Source organism: Arhodomonas sp. SL1 (assembly GCF_052060015.1).
In the GTDB taxonomy this organism is placed as follows: domain Bacteria; phylum Pseudomonadota; class Gammaproteobacteria; order Nitrococcales; family Nitrococcaceae; genus Arhodomonas.
The window spans coordinates 674,752-691,326 of sequence record NZ_JBPODZ010000001.1 but is presented as its reverse complement, the minus strand read 5'-3'; the positions used below and the strand labels follow the sequence as shown (position 1 = coordinate 691,326).

Sequence of the window (16,575 nt, the reverse complement as noted above, 5' to 3'; positions counted from 1 at the left end):
CGGCGGAGTCGTCATGGCGATCCGCGGAATGGGCTGCGATATCGTGGCGGTGGCCCGCCTGCGCCGGCTGGCCCCGGAGCCGGGGTCGCGATTCGCCCGGCGAGTGCTCACCACCGAGGAGATCGCCGAGGGCTCGGGCCGGGCCGATTTCCCGGCGTTCGTGGCGCGCCGCTATGCCGCCAAGGAGGCGGCTGCCAAGGCGCTGGGCACCGGCATAGGATCGGGTATCGGTTTCCATCAGATCCAGGTCACCCACACCCGTTCCGGGGCCCCGGGCCTTGCGCTCACCGGTGAGGCGGCGCGGCAGCTGGCGGCGCTGGGCGCGACGCGGGCGCACCTCACCATCAGCGATGAGCGGGACTACGCGGTCGCCTTCGTCGTCATCGAGGATTGAGCTCAGGCGGGGACCGCGTCGGCGAGGCGGTCGATGGCGCGCAGCAGCGCCCGGGTCTGCTCTGGCACCGTTTCCGTGTCCCCGGCCAGCAGGCTGGATTCCAGCGTCGCGCAGGCCCCGGTGAGCTCCGGGAGATGGCAGACACTGACGGCACCATGGAGCTTGTGGACGTGCTCGCGCAGCGCCTCGTGGTCCCCATCATCCAGCGCGGCCAGGATCCGCTGGCGGTGTTCAGGGAGCTCGGCGCGCAACATGGCCTGTAGCTCGCTCCTAGGCCCTTCGCGCTGGCGTACACCGTGCTGGTAGCCCAGGGCATCCAGGATCTGGCGCTCGGTGACGGGCTTGATCAGGCACTCGTCCATGCCCGCGGCGAGTAGCCGTTCCCGTTCCCCCGGCATGGCATTGGCGGTGAGGGCGATCATCCGTGGCTCGACGTCCCGGTGGTGGAGCGCACGGATGCGCCGTGCCGCTTCCTCACCGCTGAGGCCGGGCATCTGGATGTCCATGAACACGGCATCGAAGCGCTCGTGGCGGCACGCGTCCACGGCGGCGCTGCCGTCCGCCGCCTCGGCGACGCGGATGCCGTTGCGGCTGGCGACGGTGGTGACCAGCTTGCGGTTGATGGCGTTGTCGTCCACCACCAGCACCGAGGGGGCGGGCCCGCCTTCCGGTTTCTCGCAGGTTGCGGTGTCCGTCTGCGGGGTCGGCAGGGCCGGCTTGGCGCCCCCGGAATCCCCCGCCACGGCGTTGCAAAGCTCGCGGAACAACGTCTTTCGGCGCGCCGTCCGTGGCAGGCTGGCACGGGCACCGGCCTGGACGGCCTCCTGGAGCTCCTGGCGGTGGACGCTGCTCGCCAACACCACCGTGGGTACGCCCCGCTGCGCCGCGGCCCGTATCAGCCCCCTTGCCCCGGTGCTGCCGAGGTCCTCGCGTCGCAGCCCCAGCACGAGGAGCTCCCACGTGCCGGTGGAAAGCCGCCCGTCCAGCTGCCGGGCATGGGCCGCCGTTTCGGTCACCGTCATCCCCCACTGCTCGAGGCGGTGACGCAGGGCGAGCCGGCCGAGCTCGTGGCCGTCCGCGAGCAGGACCCGGCGGCCGACCAACGGCGTCACCGGCGGGCTGTCGGCACCCTCGCGCTGGCGGGTCAGGCGGGCGGTGAACCAGAAGGTAGACCCCTTGGCGGGTTCGCTTTCCAGGCCAATGGTTCCCCCCATGCGCTCGACGAGCTTGCGGCAGATGATCAGGCCGAGGCCGGTGCCGCCGAACCGCCGGGTCAGCGAGGTGTCCGCTTGGCTGAATGCCTGGAACAGCTTGTCACGGTCCTGGCGGTCGAGGCCGATCCCGGTGTCGGTGACGCTGAATCGGACCCGGGCATGGCGCTCCTCACCGCTGTCGATCATTACCCGCACCACGACCTCGCCGGCCGGGGTGAACTTGATGGCGTTATGCACCAGGTTGGTCAGCACCTGGTGGAGCCGGGCCGGATCCCCCACCAGCCTTGTCGGCACATCGGCGTAGATCAGATGGGTGAGCTCCAGGCCCTTGTCATAGGCCCCGGGCGCCAGCAGGGCGATCACCTCTTCGACGCAGTCCCGCAGATCGAAGGGGATACTCTCCATCTCGAGCTTGCCCGCCTCGATCTTGGAGAAGTCGAGGATATCGTTGACGATGTTGAGCAGGTTGTCGCAGGAGGCGCGGATGGTGTCCACGTAGTCGCGCTGATCGGGATTGAGCGGGCTGTGATGGAGGAGCTCGGAGAAGCCGATGATGCCGTTGATGGGCGTGCGGATTTCGTGGGAGACATTCGCCACAAATTCGGATTTGACCTTGCTTGCCTCCAGGGCGCGCTTGCGGGCCATGTCCAGCTCGACGTTCTGCACCTCCACGGCCTGCAGCGTCTGGCGGAGCTCCGAAGTGGTCTGACGGACGCGATCCTCCAGGTTCTCGCGGCCCCGTGCGATGGCGCGGGCCATGGCGTTGAGGGCCTCCTCCAGTTCGCCCATCTCGCCGCCGGAGCCCGCGCGCAGGCGCTGACCGAGGTCATCGTTCTCGATCTGGCGCGCGAAACGCGTCGCTCGGCGTACCGGCATGGCGATGCTGTTGGCGATCACCACCGCCAGCAACCCGGTGATCACGGCCAGGGCGCCGGTCAGCGCCAGGGGCGGGAGCATCACCGCGAGATACCGGTGGTAGGCCCATCCCGATTCCGGGATGACGGCCAATCGCGCCGTGTCATCGGAGGCGGGGAGCGGCAGCGCCACGGTGACGGGTTCGACATCCAGGGATTCCAGCGTGGTGAGCCGGGTCAGCCAGGCACCGAACAGGGCGGGGATGCCGCCGCTGCGCCGCTCGGCAGCGGCCAGGGTTTCCCCCCCGGCAGCGGTGATGCGGGCGCCGGCCACTGTGGGAGCCTCCGCCAGGGTGTCGACGATTCGCGCCAGCCTGGCCCGGTCCGCCACGGCCACGGCATCGGCGGTGATTGCCTGGTGCTCGTGGGCGTGGACAGTGAGCTCCCGCTGCAGGGTCTCCCGGATGTGGTTGAGCTCGGCGCGTCCCAGCAGGCACAGCAGTACACCGGCCATACCCAGTAGCGGTACCAGGGTGGCGGTGAGCAGTCGTCGCCGCAGGCTCCAGCGGGTGATCCTCATCGACGGGGTCCTTCCCGTATGGCCGTGCACCCGGGCAGGATGCCCGCCCGCGTGGGTTCTGTCACTGTCGCCCATGGGCTAGAATCGCGGCCATGTCATACCCAACCATCGAAGACTACGTCGGCGGCACTCCCCTGGTGCGTCTGCAGCGCCTCGGGCGCGGCGGATCCAATACGGTGCTGCTGAAGCTCGAGGGTAACAATCCCGCCGGTTCGGTAAAGGACCGGCCGGCGGTGAATATGATCCGGCGCGCCGAGGAGCGCGGTGAGATCCGCCCCGGGGACACGCTGATCGAGGCGACCAGCGGGAATACCGGCATCGCCCTCGCCATGGCGGCGGCCATTCGCGGCTACCGCATGGTGCTGATCATGCCCGAGAACATGACCGCCGAACGGCGCGCCTCGATGAAGGCGTTCGGTGCCGAGCTGGTGCTGGTCTCTCGGGAGGACGGCATGGAAGGCGCCCGGGACCTGGCCCAGCGCATGCAGGCGGAGGGCCGCGGCCGGGTGCTCGATCAGTTCGCCAATCCGGATAACTGGCGCGCCCACTACGAGGGTACGGGGCCGGAGGTCTGGGAGGCCACCGGCGGCGGGATCACGCACTTCGTCAGCTCCATGGGTACCACGGGGACCATCATGGGCGTCTCCCGCTACCTCAAGGAGCGCGACCCGGCGGTGGAGATCGTCGGCGTGCAGCCCTCCGAGGGCTCCACCATCCCGGGGATCCGCAAGTGGCCGCCGGCGTATCTGCCGGGGATCTTCGAACCGCAACGCGTGGACCGCACCATCGAGGTCAGTCAGGCCGAGGCCGAGGAGATGACCTGCAGGATGGCCGCGGAGGAGGGCATCTTCGCCGGCGTCTCCTCCGGTGGCGCAGTCCAGGCCGCCCTGCGCCTGGCCGAGGAGGTCCGCGACGCCACCATCGTGACCATCGTCTGCGACCGCGGCGACCGCTATCTCTCCAGCGGCGTATTCCCGGACTGAGTGGCGATGAACGTCTTCGCCTTCGACATCGAGACGGTGCCGGACGTCACCGGAGGGCGCCGTCTGCTCGGCCTCGAGGGGCTGGATGACCACCAGGTGGCCGAGGCCATGCTGGCGGTGCGGCGCGGCGAGAGCGGCGGTGACTTCCTGCGCTTGCACCTGCACCGGGTGGTGGTGATCTCGGTGGCGGCGCGCATCGGCGGGAAGTTCCGGGTGTTCTCCATTGGTGACGCCGACAGCGACGAGGGCGAGGTCATCCAGCGCTTCTTTGACGGCCTCGAGCGCTACGTCCCGCGCCTGGTCTCCTGGAACGGTGGCGGCTTCGATTTGCCGGTACTCCACTACCGTGCCCTGATCCACGGATTGAGCGCGCCACGCTATTTCGAGACCGGCGACAACGACCGGGAATTCCGCTGGGACAACTACCTCAATCGCTTCCACGAGCGCCACACCGACCTCATGGACGTGCTCGCGGGCTTTCAGCCCCGCGCCAATGCGCCCCTCGACGAGATCGCTACCCTTTGCGGTCTACCCGGTAAGCTCGGCATGAGCGGGGGGCAGGTGCGCGCGCGCATCGAGGCCGGGGATTTCGCCGCGGTACGGGACTACTGCGAGACCGACGTGCTCAACACCTATCTGCTGTATCTGCGCTTCGAGCGCCTGCGCGGCCGCCTCGACGAGGCAGGCTATCGGGACGCCTGCGAACAGGTCCGCGAGACCCTGGTCGAGGCCGGGCGACCACACCTCGACGAATTCCTGGCCGCCTGGCACCGGGATTGACCGCCTATGGGACGTAAGCGACGCATTCCCCGTGAGCCCGTGGAGGCGGTCATCGAGGGCTTTAGCCACGAGGGCCGGGGCATTACCCATGTCGACGACAAGCCGGTGTTCGTGGACGGGGCCCTGGCCGGGGAGCGGGTGCGCTTCCAGTACGTGAAGCGCCACCGGCGGCGCGATGACGCCCGGGTGCTGGACGTGCTGGAGCCCTCGCCACGGCGCATCGAGCCCCGTTGCCCCCATTTCGGCCTGTGCGGCGGTTGCAGCCTCCAGCACCTGTCACCGGAAGACCAGATTGTCCACAAGGCGGGGGTGCTGGCCGAGCACCTGCGCCACATCGGTGGGGTGGAGCCCGGGCAATGGTTGCCGGCGCTCACCGGCCCGGTTTGGGGCTACCGGCGCCGGGCCCGGCTGGGCGTGAAGTACGTGCCCGCCAAGGGCGATCGCGTGCTGGTGGGGTTTCGCGAGAAGATGAGCCCGTTCGTGGCGGACATCGACCAGTGTCACGTCCTCGACCCCCGGGTCGGCGAGCGCTTGCCCGAGCTCGCGGCGCTGATCGGCGGGTTGTCGATACGCGACCGGGTGCCCCAGATCGAGGTGGCACTCGGCGATGACAACGGTGGCCTGGTCTTCCGGAACCTGGCGCCCTGGAGCGCTGCCGACCGGGAGGCCCTGGTCGCCTTCGGCGAACGTGCCGGGCTGACGGTCTACGGGCAACCCGGCAACGAGACCACCATCACGCCGCTGTCGCCGACGGCCCCGGAACTCCGCTACGCCCTGCCATCGTTCGGCCTGGAGCTCACCTTCGGCCCGGCGGACTTCACCCAGGTGAACGCCGCGATCAATCGTGCCATGGTGGACCGGGCGGTGGCGCTGCTGGATCCGTCCCCGAACGATCGCGTGCTGGACCTCTTCTGCGGGCTCGGCAACTTCACCCTGCCGCTGGCGAGCCGGGCCGGTACCGTCATTGGCGTGGAGGGGGAGGCGGCGCTGGTGGAGCGCGGCCGCGAGAATGCCCGCCGCAACGGCATCGACAACGCCGTCTTCCACGTGGCCGATCTCAGCGCCGACGTCAGTGCCGACCCGTGGCTGCGCGGCGGCATAGACCGGGTGCTTCTGGATCCGCCGCGCTCGGGGGCGGCGGAGGTGCTGCCCAATGTGGCGGCGCTGGGGGCGGGACGAATCGTCTACGTATCCTGTGGGCCGGCGACGCTGGCCCGGGACGCGGGGCGGCTGGTCCACGAGCACGGCTACCGGCTCTCGGCGGCGGGGGTGATGGATATGTTCCCGCACACCGCCCACGTGGAGAGCATCGCCGTTTTCGACCGCCCGGGTCACTGACGAAGGGGGAGGGATGGACTACGAGATCATCGACGCCGAGGACGCCTTCCAGGGGTATTTCCGCCTCCGCCGCTATCACCTGCGCCACGCGCAGTTCCGGGGTGGCATGGGGCCGGTGCTCACCCGGGAGGTCTTCGAGCGGGGCCATTCCGTGGGGATCCTGCCCTACGATCCGGACCGTGACCAGGTGGTGCTGGTGGAGCAGTTCCGGGTCGGGGCCCTGGACGCGCCCCGTGGCCCCTGGCTGATGGAGATCATCGCCGGGATCATCGAGCCCGGGGAGCCCCCGGAGGAGGTGGCCCGCCGGGAGGCGGTGGAGGAGGCCGGCTGCGAGGTGGGCGAGATCCTACCGATCCACCGCTACCTCGTCAGCCCCGGTGGGACCACGGAACAGCAGAGCCTGTTCTGTGCCCATGTGGACGTCACCAGGCTCGCCGGCGGGGTCCACGGCCTCGCCGAGGAGGGCGAGGACATACTGGTACACATCATGGGCTTCGACGAGGCCATGGCGATGGTGGAGGATGGCACCATTCACGCCGCCATGCCCCTGATCGCGCTGCAGTGGCTGGCGCTGAACCGGGAACGGGTCCGCGACCTCTGGGGCAGCGTGGGAGGCGGGCTCGAGTGGTAGGGGGCTAGAGGGAGAGGCCGCGGAATTCCGTATCCGGCTCGCTGTCGGCATAGGCCGCGGCGAGCTCGTCGGCCAGGGGCTGGACCCGGGCCGGATCGTCCTCGATGATCACGCCGCCGGGCCGCTCGGCGTTCGGCCGGTAGACGGCGTGACGGTCGTCGACGATGAGCAGGCTGCGCGGCGAGCGGGCCCGGGCCGGGCTCAGGCGGCGCAGCTCGAAATAGCTGGTCAGCCGACGGGCCAGGGGGAGCAGGCGGCGGCTGCGGCGAACGGCGGCCAGGGGGTCACCCACCAGCAGCCGCACCCGGGCGTCCCGATGGTCCAGGCAGAAGCGCTCGAGCTGTTGGACGAAGGCCTCCCGGTCGAAGTAGCGGGGCTCCAGGTCCGGGGTCTGGAGCTCGATACGGCTGCGGGCCCTCCCCGCCAGGCGGTCCACCGCGGCCACCACGCCCTCGTGGTCCTGGAGCTCTGCGGTGTGCTCCTCGGCTCCGTTCCCGCTCATGGGGCTCCTCCCGCTCACTCCGCCAAGTCGCGGCACATCATCCGGTGGGGGATGCCCGCGTCCTCGAATACATCGCCATAGGCGCTGTAGCCCAGCTTCTCATAAAAGGGCAGCGCCGACAGCTGGGCCGCCAGCACCAGCACCCGGCTGCCCCGCCGTCGGGCGACCCGCTCGGCGCGTACCATGACCGCCCGGCCGACACCGCGGTGGCGCCAGCGGCGGGCCACGGCCATGCGGCCGAGGTGGTCGTCCGGGGTCAGCCGCGCCGTGGCGATGGCCCGTCCCTGGGCGTCGAGGGCGATGACATGGTGGCACTCCGGGTCGAGACCATCCCACTCCAGCGATTCCGGGACCCGCTGCTCGTGGACGAACACCTCGCGTCGCAGGGGCGCCGCCAGCGATCCCCACTCGGTCCAGGTCCCGTCCTCGACGCAGAAGGAGTCAGCGTCCATCGTCCTCCTCCTCCGAGAGCTCGTCGGTAAACACGACAAGGCCGCGATGGCGCCAGTCCGCCAGCCACTCGAGGAAGGCCTCGCGTTCGTTCGCCGACGCCGGCAAGTCCCCGGCGTGCAGGGTGGCGCCGGCGGCCAGGCGCTCCGCCGCCGCAGCAGCGGCCGCGGGGATGTCCTCGAGTTGGCCCTGGAGGTACCAGCGCCTCCCTCCAGTGGTCTCCGCCAGGACCAGGCGGGCGGCGGGGTTGAGCAACACCCCGGCATCGGTCGCCAGTCGCGTGGCCACGCTGGCCACTGTCTCCTCCTCACCGTGGAGATCCCGGAACGCGGCCTTGGGCTCGGTGAGGTAACGGGCGATCCAGTCGTCCAGGGCGTCGTCGTCGGCGGCCGCCGCCTCGCGGATCAGCCGCCGGAGCTCGGACAGCTCTTCGGTGGTGAGGCGCCCGGGGGGCGGCAGCGCCCCCGGGGCATCATGGTAGCGGCCGGCGTCGCCGTTGGCGTCGACGCGCCCCCGGGCCCATGCGGCCAGCAGCTCCGCGCCCGAGGGTGCGCGGAAGCCCACGGAGTAGGTCAGACAGTCGTCCTCGGCGACCCCGTAGTGGGGGATGCCCGGTGGCAGGTAGAGCATGTCCCCGGGCTCGAGGACCCACTCGTCGGTGGCCTCGAAATCGGCAAGCAGGCGGAGATCCGGGTGCCCCCGCAGCCGCTCGCCCTCCGGTGGCGGGTCCTGAATGGCCCAACGGCGCCGGCCCTGGCCCTGGATCAGGAAGACGTCGTAGCGGTCCACGTGGGGCCCGACGGTGCCGCCCGGCGCGGCGTAGCTGACCATCAGGTCGTCGAAGCGCCAGCCGGGGACAAAACGGAAGGGTGCCAGCCAGGCGGCGAGGGCGGGCAGGTGCTTGTCCACATCCTGGACCAGCAGGGTCCAGTCGGCGTCCGGCGTGTCTTGAAAGAACTCCGGCTCGAAGGGGCCGTGGAGGAGGATCCAGTCCTCCCGCGCCGTCTCGCCCATGACCACCCGGGACTCCACGTCGGCCTCGGTGGCGAGGCCGGCGAGCTCCTCGGCGGACAGCCCGGCGGGGGGTTCGGGGAAGGCGCCGCGCACCACCAGCGGGCGCTGCTGCCAGTAGCGCTCGACGAAGGCCTCGCGGCTGAGGGTACCGAAGGGGGCGGGCATTCAGACCTTCCGGGCCTGCTCCGCGGCGAGGCCGATGTAGCGCGCCGGGGTGAGGGCGGCGAGCTCCGCCTTCACCGCCTCCGGCAGGGCCAGATCGGCGACGAACGCGCCGAGGCGCTGCTGGTCGATGCGCTTGCCCCGGGTCAGGGCCTTGAGCTTCTCGTAGGGGGCGTCGATGCCGTGGCGGCGCATCACCGTCTGGATGGCCTCGCCGAGCACTTCCCAGTTGGCGTCCAGGTCCGCGGCCAGGCGCTCCTCGTCCGCCTCCAGCTTGCCCAGGCCCCGGCCGAGGGCCTGGCAGGCGATCAGGGTGTGGGCGAGGCCCACGCCGATGTTGCGCAGCGCCGTGGAGTCGGTGAGGTCACGTTGCCAGCGGGACACCGGTAGCTTTCTCGCCAGGTGCTCGAGCACCGCGTTGGCCATGCCCAGGTTGCCTTCCGCGTTCTCGAAGTCGATGGGGTTGACCTTGTGCGGCATGGTCGACGAACCCACTTCGCCCTCCACCAGACGCTGGCGGAAATACCCCAGGCTGATATACCCCCAGACATCCCGGCAGAGATCGACGGCCACCGTGTTCCAGCGGGCCACGGCGTCGAAGAGCTCGGCGATGTAGTCATGGGGCTCGATCTGGGTGGTCCAGGCGTTCCATTCGAGCCCCAGCGAGTGCACGTAGCGCTCGGCAAAGGCCGGCCAGTCCACCTCCGGGTAGGCCGCCGTGTGGGCGTTGTAGTTACCCACCGCGCCATTGATCTTGCCCATGATGGCGGTCTCGGCGACCTGCGAGCGCTGACGCTCGAGGCGGACCACCACGTTGGCGATCTCCTTGCCGAGGGTGGTGGGTGAGGCGGGCTGGCCGTGGGTGCGCGCGAGCATGGGCAGGTCGGCGAGCTCATGGGCGAGCGACCGGAGCCGGCCGGCCACGCCGTCCATGGCCGGCAGCAAGACCTCGTCGCGGGCCTCGCGCAGCATCAGCGCATAGGCAAGGTTGTTGATGTCCTCGGAGGTGCAGGCGAAGTGGACGAATTCGCGGATGGCGGCGAGCTCGGTGTGCTCGCAAAGGACCTCCTTGAGGAAGTACTCCACCGCCTTCACATCGTGATTGGTGATGTCCTCGATAGCCTTGATGCGCCGTCCGTCCTCCTCGTCGAAGTTGGCGACGATGTCATCCAGGACCGCGGAGGCCCGTGCCGATAGGGGTGGGACCTCCGGTATGGCCGGTTCGGCGGCGAGGGCCTGCAGCCAGCGTACCTCGACGACGACGCGCTGGCGGATGAGCCCGAGCTCGCTGACGCGCGTGCGCAGGGGTTCGGTCTTCGGGCCGTAGCGCCCGTCCACGGGGGAGATGGCGGTCAACGCGGTGAGGTCCATGGTCAATCGGCTCTCCGGCGGGATTCGTATCGGGCCGGAGATTCTACCCGCCCGGGCGGGGTATCGCATCCGTATACGGGAGGCAGGCAATGAGCGAGAACGCGACACGCACTGAGCGGGACAGCATGGGCGAGCTGCAGGTGCCGGTGGCCGCCCTCTACGGCGCCCAGACCCAGCGGGCCGTGGAGAATTTCCCCATCAGCGGCCTGACCATGCCGCGGCCATTCATCCGCGCCCTGGGGCTGATCAAGGCCGCAGCGGCACGCACCAACGCCGAGCTGGGGCTGTTGGACACAGATATCGCCGAGGCCATCGCCCGCGCGGCCAACGCGGTGGCCGCCGGTGAGCACGATGCCCAGTTCCCGGTGGATGTCTTCCAGACCGGCTCGGGGACGAGCACCAACATGAACGCCAATGAGGTCATCGCCCGACTGGCCGGCGAGGACCTGGGCCGCACGGTGCACCCCAACGACCACGTCAACATGGGGCAGAGCAGCAACGACGTGATCCCCACGGCGATCCACGTCAGTGCCGCGCTGCTCGCCCGCGAGGCGTTGCTGCCGGCACTCGGGCATCTCGCCCGGACCCTGGAGGCCCGGGCCGGTGAGCTCGCCGATGTCACCACCACCGGCCGTACCCACCTGATGGACGCCATGCCGGTGACCCTCGGCCAGGAGCTCGGCGGCTGGGCGGCCCAGGTGCGCGCCGGGATGCAGCGTGTCGAGGGGGCGCTGGACACGGTCCAGGCCCTCGCCCAGGGAGGGACGGCGGTGGGTACCGGTATCAATGCCCACCCGGACTTCGGCGCCGGGGTCGCGCGGCGCCTCGGCGAGGAGACGGGGGTGGATTTCCGTGTGGCGGAGGATCGCTTCGAGGCGCTTAGCAGCCAGGATGCGGCAGTGGCCCTGTCGGGCCAGCTGCGCACGGTGGCGGTGAGCCTGATGAAGATCGCCAACGACCTGCGCTGGATGAACAGTGGCCCCCTGGCCGGCCTCGGCGAGATCGCCCTGCCCGCGTTGCAGCCGGGCAGCAGCATCATGCCCGGGAAGGTGAACCCGGTGATCCCCGAATCCGTGGCCATGGTGGCGGCCCAGGTGATGGGCAACGATGCCACCATCGGCGTGGCCGGGCAGTCGGGCAACTTCCAGCTCAACGTGATGCTGCCGGTGATCGCCTACAACCTACTGCAAAGCGAGACGCTACTGGCCAACTCGGCCCGGGTGCTCGCCGACAGCGCGATCTCCGGCTTCACCGTCAACGAATCGCGCCTGCAGGCGGCGCTGGACCGTAACCCCATCCTGGTGACGGCCCTGAATGCCGTGATCGGCTACGAAAAGGGGGCGGCCATCGCCAAGAAGGCCTACCAGGAGGACCGGCCGGTCCGGGAGGTGGCCCGGGAGATGACCGATCTCAGCGACGGGGAGCTGGACCGGCTGCTCGACCCCCGGGCGCTGGCGGCCGGGGGTCTCCCCGGTCAGCAGCGGTCGTAGCGGGCGAACTGCTGGCCCCCGGGGCCAGGCCCCCAGGGGTCGTGCCAGAGCTGGGTCAGATGCCATTCCCGTGCAGGGGCCAGGCGTTCGCCCTCGAGGACACTGGCGTAGTCATGGCCGCCGATCAGGCGGTGGACGGTGGTGAGGAACAGCGCGTCCAGGCAGTCGTCGGCCACCAGGGTGTGGGCCACCCACGGCCCGGTGGCGGAGTAGGCACGGCGGTAGCCCCGTGCCGCCAAGGCATCGGCGGCCTCCCGCCCACGGACCCGCGGGCCGGCGGAAAGCGGCACCACCTCCGCGCCCTGCTCGGCGAGGCGGTCACGGCGTGCGCCGTCCGCATCCGCGGTGGTGAGCACCAGGACGCGTCGCTCGCCGCCGCGTAGCTCGGCGGGCAGCGCGAAGTCCAGGGTCGCACTGAGTATGGCCACATCGGGCTGCCGGGGGAGCCCATGGCGGCGCCGCCACTGGCGGAGATCCTCGTAGGCGGGATCCGCGGACACGGGAAGCACGTCCTGGGCCTGGCCCGCGGCGAGGTCGCGGAAGTAACGCCCGGAGGAGAGGAGGATATCCGCGCGCGCCGCAAGCTCCTGGAACAGCCGCCAGTCCCGGGGGTTGGCGACGTCAGCCGGCACCGCCTCGATGCCGTCGGGCCCGCGCACGGAGATCCGGCCGTCGAGGCTGCGCACGAAATTGGCATAGACGAACAACCCGCCGGCGTGGCCGTCCGGCACCAGGGGCGCGTCGAGATAGGCGCCGGCCAATGGTCGCGGCGCCGAGGCCTCCGGATGGATTTGCTGGATCGGCTGTTCCACCATGTTCTCCTGTATCCCCGCGTGGGTCGGGTTTCCGATATACTCCGAAATCGTTGCAGTGCAACATAAGGCGCCGGGCCCGGCGAACAAAGAACAATCCGGCGAACCGGAGGGTGACGGACCATGACCATCATGGAGCAAAGGCTCGAGCGCGCCTACCGCGTGCTCAGCGGTGACGACAGCGACGAGCGGGCCTGCGAGGCGATCCCCGAGTCGGCCTGTACCGACGTGCCCCGCAATTACGTCGCCAACGTGGCCAATGGCGCGTGTACCAAGCTCGCCGAGCAGATCGCGGGGCCGAACCTGGTGCTCCCCTGGCTCCTCGGTGCCGTAGGGACACCCGCCGGGCTCATCGGCTTGCTCATGCCCATCAAGCAGGTGGGCGCGCTACTGCCCCAACTCTTCGTCGCCGGGCGCATCCGGGCGGTGGCCCGGCGCAAGTGGGTCTGGGCCGGCGCCGGGGGCGTGCAGGCGGTGGCGATGCTGCTGATCGCCCTCGCCGTGCTGGTCCTGCCACCGGTGGCCGCCGGCGTCACAGTGGTCGCCGTGTTCGCCGCGTTCAGCGTCGCCAGCGGCACCGCCTCGGTGGCCTTCCAGGACGTCACCGCCAAAACGGTACCCAAGGGGCGGCGGGGGCGGTTGCTCTCCAACCGCGCCTTCATCGGCGGCGTGCTGACCATGGTCGCCGGCTGGGCCATGCAGCAGTGGCTGGGCGATGGGAGCGCCGTGGCGCCGTATGTGATCCCCGTGGTGGTGGCCGCGGGCCTCTGGGCGGTCGCCGCGGTGCTGTTCGCCGTGATCACCGAGCACCCCGGCGCCACCGAAGGCGGCCGGCGCCTGATCGACGAGCTTGGCGCCGGCCTGGGTCTGGTACGGCGGATCCGGGGCTATCGCCGCTTCCTCGGGGTGCGGGCGCTGCTGTTGTCGGTGGAGCTCGCCATGCCCTTCTATGCCCTCCATGCCCAGGCCCTGTTCGACGACGGCCTCATGGTGCTCGGCGGCTTCGTGATCACCGTGGGCCTCGGCAATGTGCTGAGCAGCCCGGTATGGGGCCGTTTCTCGGACCGCTCCAGCCGCACCGTGCTTATCGCCAGCGGCGTGCTGGCGGCGGCCATCGCCGCGCTTGCGCTCCTGGTGGGGCTGCTCCCCGAGGCGCTGCGCTCGGCGTGGCTCTATGCCCTGGTGTTCGTGCTCCTCGGCATCGCGGAGCAGGGCGTGCGGCTCGGGCGCAAGACCTACCTGGTCGACGCCGCCCCGGCCGACGAGCGAGCGCTGTACGTCGCCTTCTCGAATACCTCCGTGGGGCTGCTGGCCCTGGCCGGCGGCGCCCTCGGCGTGCTCGCCCAGTGGCTCGGTGTGGCCGCGGTGGTCGCGCTGCTGGGGGTGCTGGGCGCCGGGGGGGCGCTCATGGCGAGGATCATGCCCGAGGCGGAGCACATGCTGGGCGGTGGTCAGGAGGGCCGATGATAGGATTGGCGAGTAGGAATGGGGGCACGGGCGCAACGCGCGCCGGTATCGGAGGGGCCGCAATGACCAGGGTATTGCTGGTTGATGACCACCAACTCGTGCGCACCGGCATCCACCGCATCCTCGAGGAGGCGGGGGACATCGAGGTGGTGGGGGAGGCCGCCAGCGGTGAGGAGGCGGTGGAACGCGCCGCCGAGATGATGCCGGACGTCGTCCTCATGGACGTGCACATGCCCGGCATGGGCGGGCTCGAGGCCACGCGCAAGCTGCGCCGCATGGCCCCTTCGACGCGGATCATCGCACTGACCGTGCACATGCAGGAGCCCTATCCCAGCAGCCTGCTGGAGGCGGGTGCCCACGGCTACGTCACCAAGGGCTGCGATGAGCAGGAGGTGGTGCGCGCCATCCGCACCGTGATGGCCGGGCAGCGCTATATCGGCGCCGACATCGCCCAGCAGCTGGCGATCTCAGGGTTGGAAGGGAGCGGCAGCCCCTTCGATCGGCTCTCCCGCCGGGAGCTGGAGGTGATGATGATGATCACCGAGGGATACCGCTCCCAGGAGATCTCCGACCGGCTCTGCCTCAGTCCCAAGACGGTGAGCACGTATCGCTACCGGCTCTACGAGAAGCTCGGCGTGAGCAGCGACGTGGGCCTGACCCGGCTGGCCATGCGGCACGGCCTCCTCAACGGCGATGACTGAACGTCCCGAGCCCACCTTCGACCCGCGTGCCCTGGTGCGCAGCCTGCCGCAGTCACCGGGCGTCTATCGCATGATCGACGCCTCGGGCACGGTGATCTACGTCGGCAAGGCGCGCAACCTCCGCCGCCGCGTGGGCAGCTACTTCACCCGTCAGGCGCATAACGCCAAGACCCAGGCCATGCTCGCCCAGGTGGCGGACGTGCAGGTGGCGCTCACCCATACCGAGGCCGAGGCGCTGATCCTCGAGAACAACCTCATCAAGGAGCTGCGGCCGCGCTTCAACGTCCTGCTCCGGGACGACAAGAGCTACCCCTATATCTACCTGTCCAGCCACCAGCGCTTCCCGCGACTCGCCTTCCACCGGGGCTCGCGGAAGGGGCCGGGACGCTATTTCGGCCCCTTCCCCAGCGCCAGCGCTGTGCGCGAGACCCTGAACCACCTGCAGAAGGTCTTCCCGGTACGCCAGTGCCGGGACAGCTTCTTCGAGAACCGTTCGCGCCCCTGCCTGCAGTACCAGATCGAGCGCTGCACCGCGCCCTGTGTGGGCTACATCAGTGAGGCGGACTACGCCCGGGATGTGCGCCATGTCGAGATGTTCCTCGACGGGGACAGCAACCGCGTCATCGACGAGCTCGTCGAGCGCATGGAGGCCGCCGCCGCCGCGCTGAAGTTCGAAGAGGCGGCGGGGCTGCGCGACCGCATCGCCGCCCTGCGCCGCATCCAGGAGCGGCAGTACGTCGCCGGTGCCCGCGGCGACGTGGACGTGATCGCCTGCGTGGTACGTGAGTCCATGGCATGCGTGCAGGTCTTCGTCATCCGCAATGGCACCAACCTCGGCAACCGGACCTACTTCCCCAAGGCGCCGCCGGAGACCAACAGCGACGAAATCCTCTATGCCTTCATCGCCGGGCACTACCTGGGCGGCAATGCACCGCCGGAGCTCATCGTCAGCGATGACATGACCGACCGGGAGGTCCTGGAGGAGGCCCTCGGCGGGGACGCCGGCCACCGGGTGCGCATCCGCTCGCGGGTCCGTGGCGAGCGCCGGCGCTGGCTCGAGCTGGCGATGAGCAATGCCGAGCACGCCCTGAGCGCCCGCATGAGCACCCAGGCCAGCATGGATCGTCGCTTCGAGGACCTCCAGGAGCGCCTGGAGCTCGAGGCCATGCCGGAGCGCATGGAGTGCTTCGACATCAGCCACACCCAGGGCGAGGCGACGGTGGCCTCCTGTGTGGTGTTCAACCGCGAGGGTCCGCTGAAATCGGACTACCGGCGTTTCAACATCGAGGGCATCGAGGCCGGCGACGACTACGCCGCCATGCGCCAGGCCCTCGAGCGGCGTTATCTGCGGGTCAAGAAGGGCGAGGCCCCGGTGCCGGACCTGTTGCTCATCGACGGCGGCCGCGGGCAGCTCGCCCAGGCGGAAGCGGTGCTCGGCGAGCTTCAGCTCACCGACGAGCTCACCATCGCCGCGATCTCCAAGGGGCCGCGGCGCCGGCCGGGCGAGGAGGTGCTGCACATCGCGGGGCGCGAGGACGAGTATCGGTTACCCCCGGATGCCCCGGGCCTGCACCTGCTCCAGCAGATCCGTGACGAGGCCCATCGCTTCGCCATAACCGGTCACCGCGGCCGGCGGGGACGGCGTCGTCAGCGCTCCTCCCTGGAGGAGATCCCCGGCCTCGGGCCCAAGCGGCGGCAGGCGTTGCTCAAGCAGTTCGGCGGCCTCCAAGGCGTGCAGCGCGCCGGCGTCGAGGACCTTGCCCGGGTCCACGGGATCAACCGCGCGCTCGCGGAGCGCATCTACGAAACCCTGAACGGCTGAGCCGCTCGCC

15 protein-coding genes are annotated in these 16,575 nt (G+C 70.2%); 9 read left to right on the top strand and 6 right to left on the bottom strand.

The features are described 5' to 3' along the window. Nucleotides 1–13: 13 nt before the first annotated feature. Entirely contained in the window at nucleotides 14–394 is a 381-nt protein-coding gene (gene acpS, locus ACQ754_RS03315; protein ID WP_440995561.1) for a holo-ACP synthase, read from the top strand. Nucleotides 395–396: 2 nt separating this feature from the next. Here acpS and ACQ754_RS03310 read toward each other — a convergent pair whose 3' ends face one another. After that, a complete protein-coding gene (locus tag ACQ754_RS03310) occupies nucleotides 397–3,042 on the bottom strand; it encodes an ATP-binding protein (RefSeq protein ID WP_440995560.1) in 2,646 nt (881 codons plus the stop codon). A 92-nt stretch (nucleotides 3,043–3,134) separates the two neighbouring features. On the opposite strand from ACQ754_RS03310, the gene cysM reads away from it, so the two are divergent. Genes cysM through ACQ754_RS03290 form a run of 4 tightly spaced genes read left to right on the top strand, consistent with a single transcriptional unit; the run spans nucleotide 3,135 to nucleotide 6,774 of the window. Then, the gene (gene cysM / locus ACQ754_RS03305) at nucleotides 3,135–4,025 is read left to right on the top strand and encodes a cysteine synthase CysM (RefSeq protein WP_440995559.1); all 891 of its coding nucleotides are present in this window, start codon (nucleotides 3,135–3,137) and stop codon (nucleotides 4,023–4,025) included. 6 nt (nucleotides 4,026–4,031) lie between these two features. Continuing rightward, the gene (locus ACQ754_RS03300; RefSeq protein ID WP_440995558.1) at nucleotides 4,032–4,805 is read left to right on the top strand and encodes a 3'-5' exonuclease; all 774 of its coding nucleotides are present in this window, start codon (nucleotides 4,032–4,034) and stop codon (nucleotides 4,803–4,805) included. A gap of 6 nt (nucleotides 4,806–4,811) precedes the next feature. After that, nucleotides 4,812–6,143: a 23S rRNA (uracil(1939)-C(5))-methyltransferase RlmD gene (gene rlmD, locus ACQ754_RS03295; RefSeq protein ID WP_440995557.1), complete on the top strand. Its 1,332-nt coding sequence runs from the start codon at nucleotides 4,812–4,814 to the stop codon at nucleotides 6,141–6,143. Nucleotides 6,144–6,156: 13 nt separating this feature from the next. Then, nucleotides 6,157–6,774: an NUDIX domain-containing protein gene (locus tag ACQ754_RS03290; protein WP_440995556.1), complete on the top strand. Its 618-nt coding sequence runs from the start codon at nucleotides 6,157–6,159 to the stop codon at nucleotides 6,772–6,774. Nucleotides 6,775–6,778: 4 nt separating this feature from the next. Here ACQ754_RS03290 and ACQ754_RS03285 read toward each other — a convergent pair whose 3' ends face one another. Genes ACQ754_RS03285 through purB form a run of 4 tightly spaced genes read right to left on the bottom strand, consistent with a single transcriptional unit; the run spans nucleotide 6,779 to nucleotide 10,273 of the window. Then, the gene (locus ACQ754_RS03285; protein WP_440995555.1) at nucleotides 6,779–7,276 is read right to left on the bottom strand and encodes a hypothetical protein; all 498 of its coding nucleotides are present in this window, start codon (nucleotides 7,274–7,276) and stop codon (nucleotides 6,779–6,781) included. A gap of 14 nt (nucleotides 7,277–7,290) precedes the next feature. Beyond that, on the bottom strand, nucleotides 7,291–7,728 hold the full coding sequence (locus ACQ754_RS03280; RefSeq protein WP_440995554.1) for a GNAT family N-acetyltransferase: 438 nt from the start codon (nucleotides 7,726–7,728) through the stop codon (nucleotides 7,291–7,293). Then, nucleotides 7,718–8,905, bottom strand: a complete 1,188-nt coding sequence (locus ACQ754_RS03275) for a cupin domain-containing protein (RefSeq protein WP_440995553.1) — start codon at nucleotides 8,903–8,905, stop codon at nucleotides 7,718–7,720. The genes ACQ754_RS03280 and ACQ754_RS03275 overlap by 11 nt, the downstream gene beginning before the upstream one ends. After that, on the bottom strand, nucleotides 8,906–10,273 hold the full coding sequence (gene purB, locus ACQ754_RS03270; protein WP_440995660.1) for an adenylosuccinate lyase: 1,368 nt from the start codon (nucleotides 10,271–10,273) through the stop codon (nucleotides 8,906–8,908). 89 nt (nucleotides 10,274–10,362) lie between these two features. On the opposite strand from purB, the gene ACQ754_RS03265 reads away from it, so the two are divergent. Next, entirely contained in the window at nucleotides 10,363–11,763 is a 1,401-nt protein-coding gene (locus ACQ754_RS03265) for a class II fumarate hydratase (RefSeq protein WP_440995552.1), read from the top strand. On the opposite strand, the gene ACQ754_RS03260 is transcribed toward ACQ754_RS03265, so the two are convergent. Then, a complete protein-coding gene (locus tag ACQ754_RS03260; RefSeq protein ID WP_440995551.1) occupies nucleotides 11,748–12,578 on the bottom strand; it encodes a RibD family protein in 831 nt (276 codons plus the stop codon). The two genes, ACQ754_RS03265 and ACQ754_RS03260, sit on opposite strands and share 16 nt — an antisense overlap. Nucleotides 12,579–12,698: 120 nt before the next feature. On the opposite strand from ACQ754_RS03260, the gene ACQ754_RS03255 reads away from it, so the two are divergent. The 3 genes from ACQ754_RS03255 to uvrC all read left to right on the top strand — a co-directional run bounded on the left by ACQ754_RS03255 (nucleotide 12,699) and on the right by uvrC (nucleotide 16,565). Next, complete coding sequence (locus ACQ754_RS03255) at nucleotides 12,699–14,042, top strand: MFS transporter (RefSeq protein ID WP_440995550.1); 1,344 nt, start codon at nucleotides 12,699–12,701, stop codon at nucleotides 14,040–14,042. 62 nt (nucleotides 14,043–14,104) lie between these two features. After that, nucleotides 14,105–14,743 (top strand): UvrY/SirA/GacA family response regulator transcription factor, encoded by a 639-nt coding sequence (gene uvrY / locus ACQ754_RS03250; protein WP_440995549.1) that lies wholly within the window; start codon nucleotides 14,105–14,107, stop codon nucleotides 14,741–14,743. Further along, nucleotides 14,736–16,565 carry an excinuclease ABC subunit UvrC gene (gene uvrC, locus ACQ754_RS03245; protein ID WP_440995548.1) on the top strand — a complete coding sequence of 610 codons (1,830 nt, stop codon included), beginning with the start codon at nucleotides 14,736–14,738 and terminating at the stop codon, nucleotides 16,563–16,565. The genes uvrY and uvrC overlap by 8 nt, the downstream gene beginning before the upstream one ends. Nucleotides 16,566–16,575: the final 10 nt, after the last annotated feature.

Bases quoted from the DNA above. Each gene is read 5' to 3' on its own strand.
- acpS (WP_440995561.1), top strand. From the start codon at position 14: ATGGCGATCCGCGGAATGGGCTGCGATATCGTGGCGGTGGCCCGCCTG.
- ACQ754_RS03310 (WP_440995560.1), bottom strand. From the start codon at position 3,042: ATGAGGATCACCCGCTGGAGCCTGCGGCGACGACTGCTCACCGCCACC.
- cysM (WP_440995559.1), top strand. From the start codon at position 3,135: ATGTCATACCCAACCATCGAAGACTACGTCGGCGGCACTCCCCTGGTG.
- ACQ754_RS03300 (WP_440995558.1), top strand. From the start codon at position 4,032: ATGAACGTCTTCGCCTTCGACATCGAGACGGTGCCGGACGTCACCGGA.
- rlmD (WP_440995557.1), top strand. From the start codon at position 4,812: ATGGGACGTAAGCGACGCATTCCCCGTGAGCCCGTGGAGGCGGTCATC.
- ACQ754_RS03290 (WP_440995556.1), top strand. From the start codon at position 6,157: ATGGACTACGAGATCATCGACGCCGAGGACGCCTTCCAGGGGTATTTC.
- ACQ754_RS03285 (WP_440995555.1), bottom strand. From the start codon at position 7,276: ATGAGCGGGAACGGAGCCGAGGAGCACACCGCAGAGCTCCAGGACCAC.
- ACQ754_RS03280 (WP_440995554.1), bottom strand. From the start codon at position 7,728: ATGGACGCTGACTCCTTCTGCGTCGAGGACGGGACCTGGACCGAGTGG.
- ACQ754_RS03275 (WP_440995553.1), bottom strand. From the start codon at position 8,905: ATGCCCGCCCCCTTCGGTACCCTCAGCCGCGAGGCCTTCGTCGAGCGC.
- purB (WP_440995660.1), bottom strand. From the start codon at position 10,273: ATGGACCTCACCGCGTTGACCGCCATCTCCCCCGTGGACGGGCGCTAC.
- ACQ754_RS03265 (WP_440995552.1), top strand. From the start codon at position 10,363: ATGAGCGAGAACGCGACACGCACTGAGCGGGACAGCATGGGCGAGCTG.
- ACQ754_RS03260 (WP_440995551.1), bottom strand. From the start codon at position 12,578: ATGGTGGAACAGCCGATCCAGCAAATCCATCCGGAGGCCTCGGCGCCG.
- ACQ754_RS03255 (WP_440995550.1), top strand. From the start codon at position 12,699: ATGACCATCATGGAGCAAAGGCTCGAGCGCGCCTACCGCGTGCTCAGC.
- uvrY (WP_440995549.1), top strand. From the start codon at position 14,105: ATGACCAGGGTATTGCTGGTTGATGACCACCAACTCGTGCGCACCGGC.
- uvrC (WP_440995548.1), top strand. From the start codon at position 14,736: ATGACTGAACGTCCCGAGCCCACCTTCGACCCGCGTGCCCTGGTGCGC.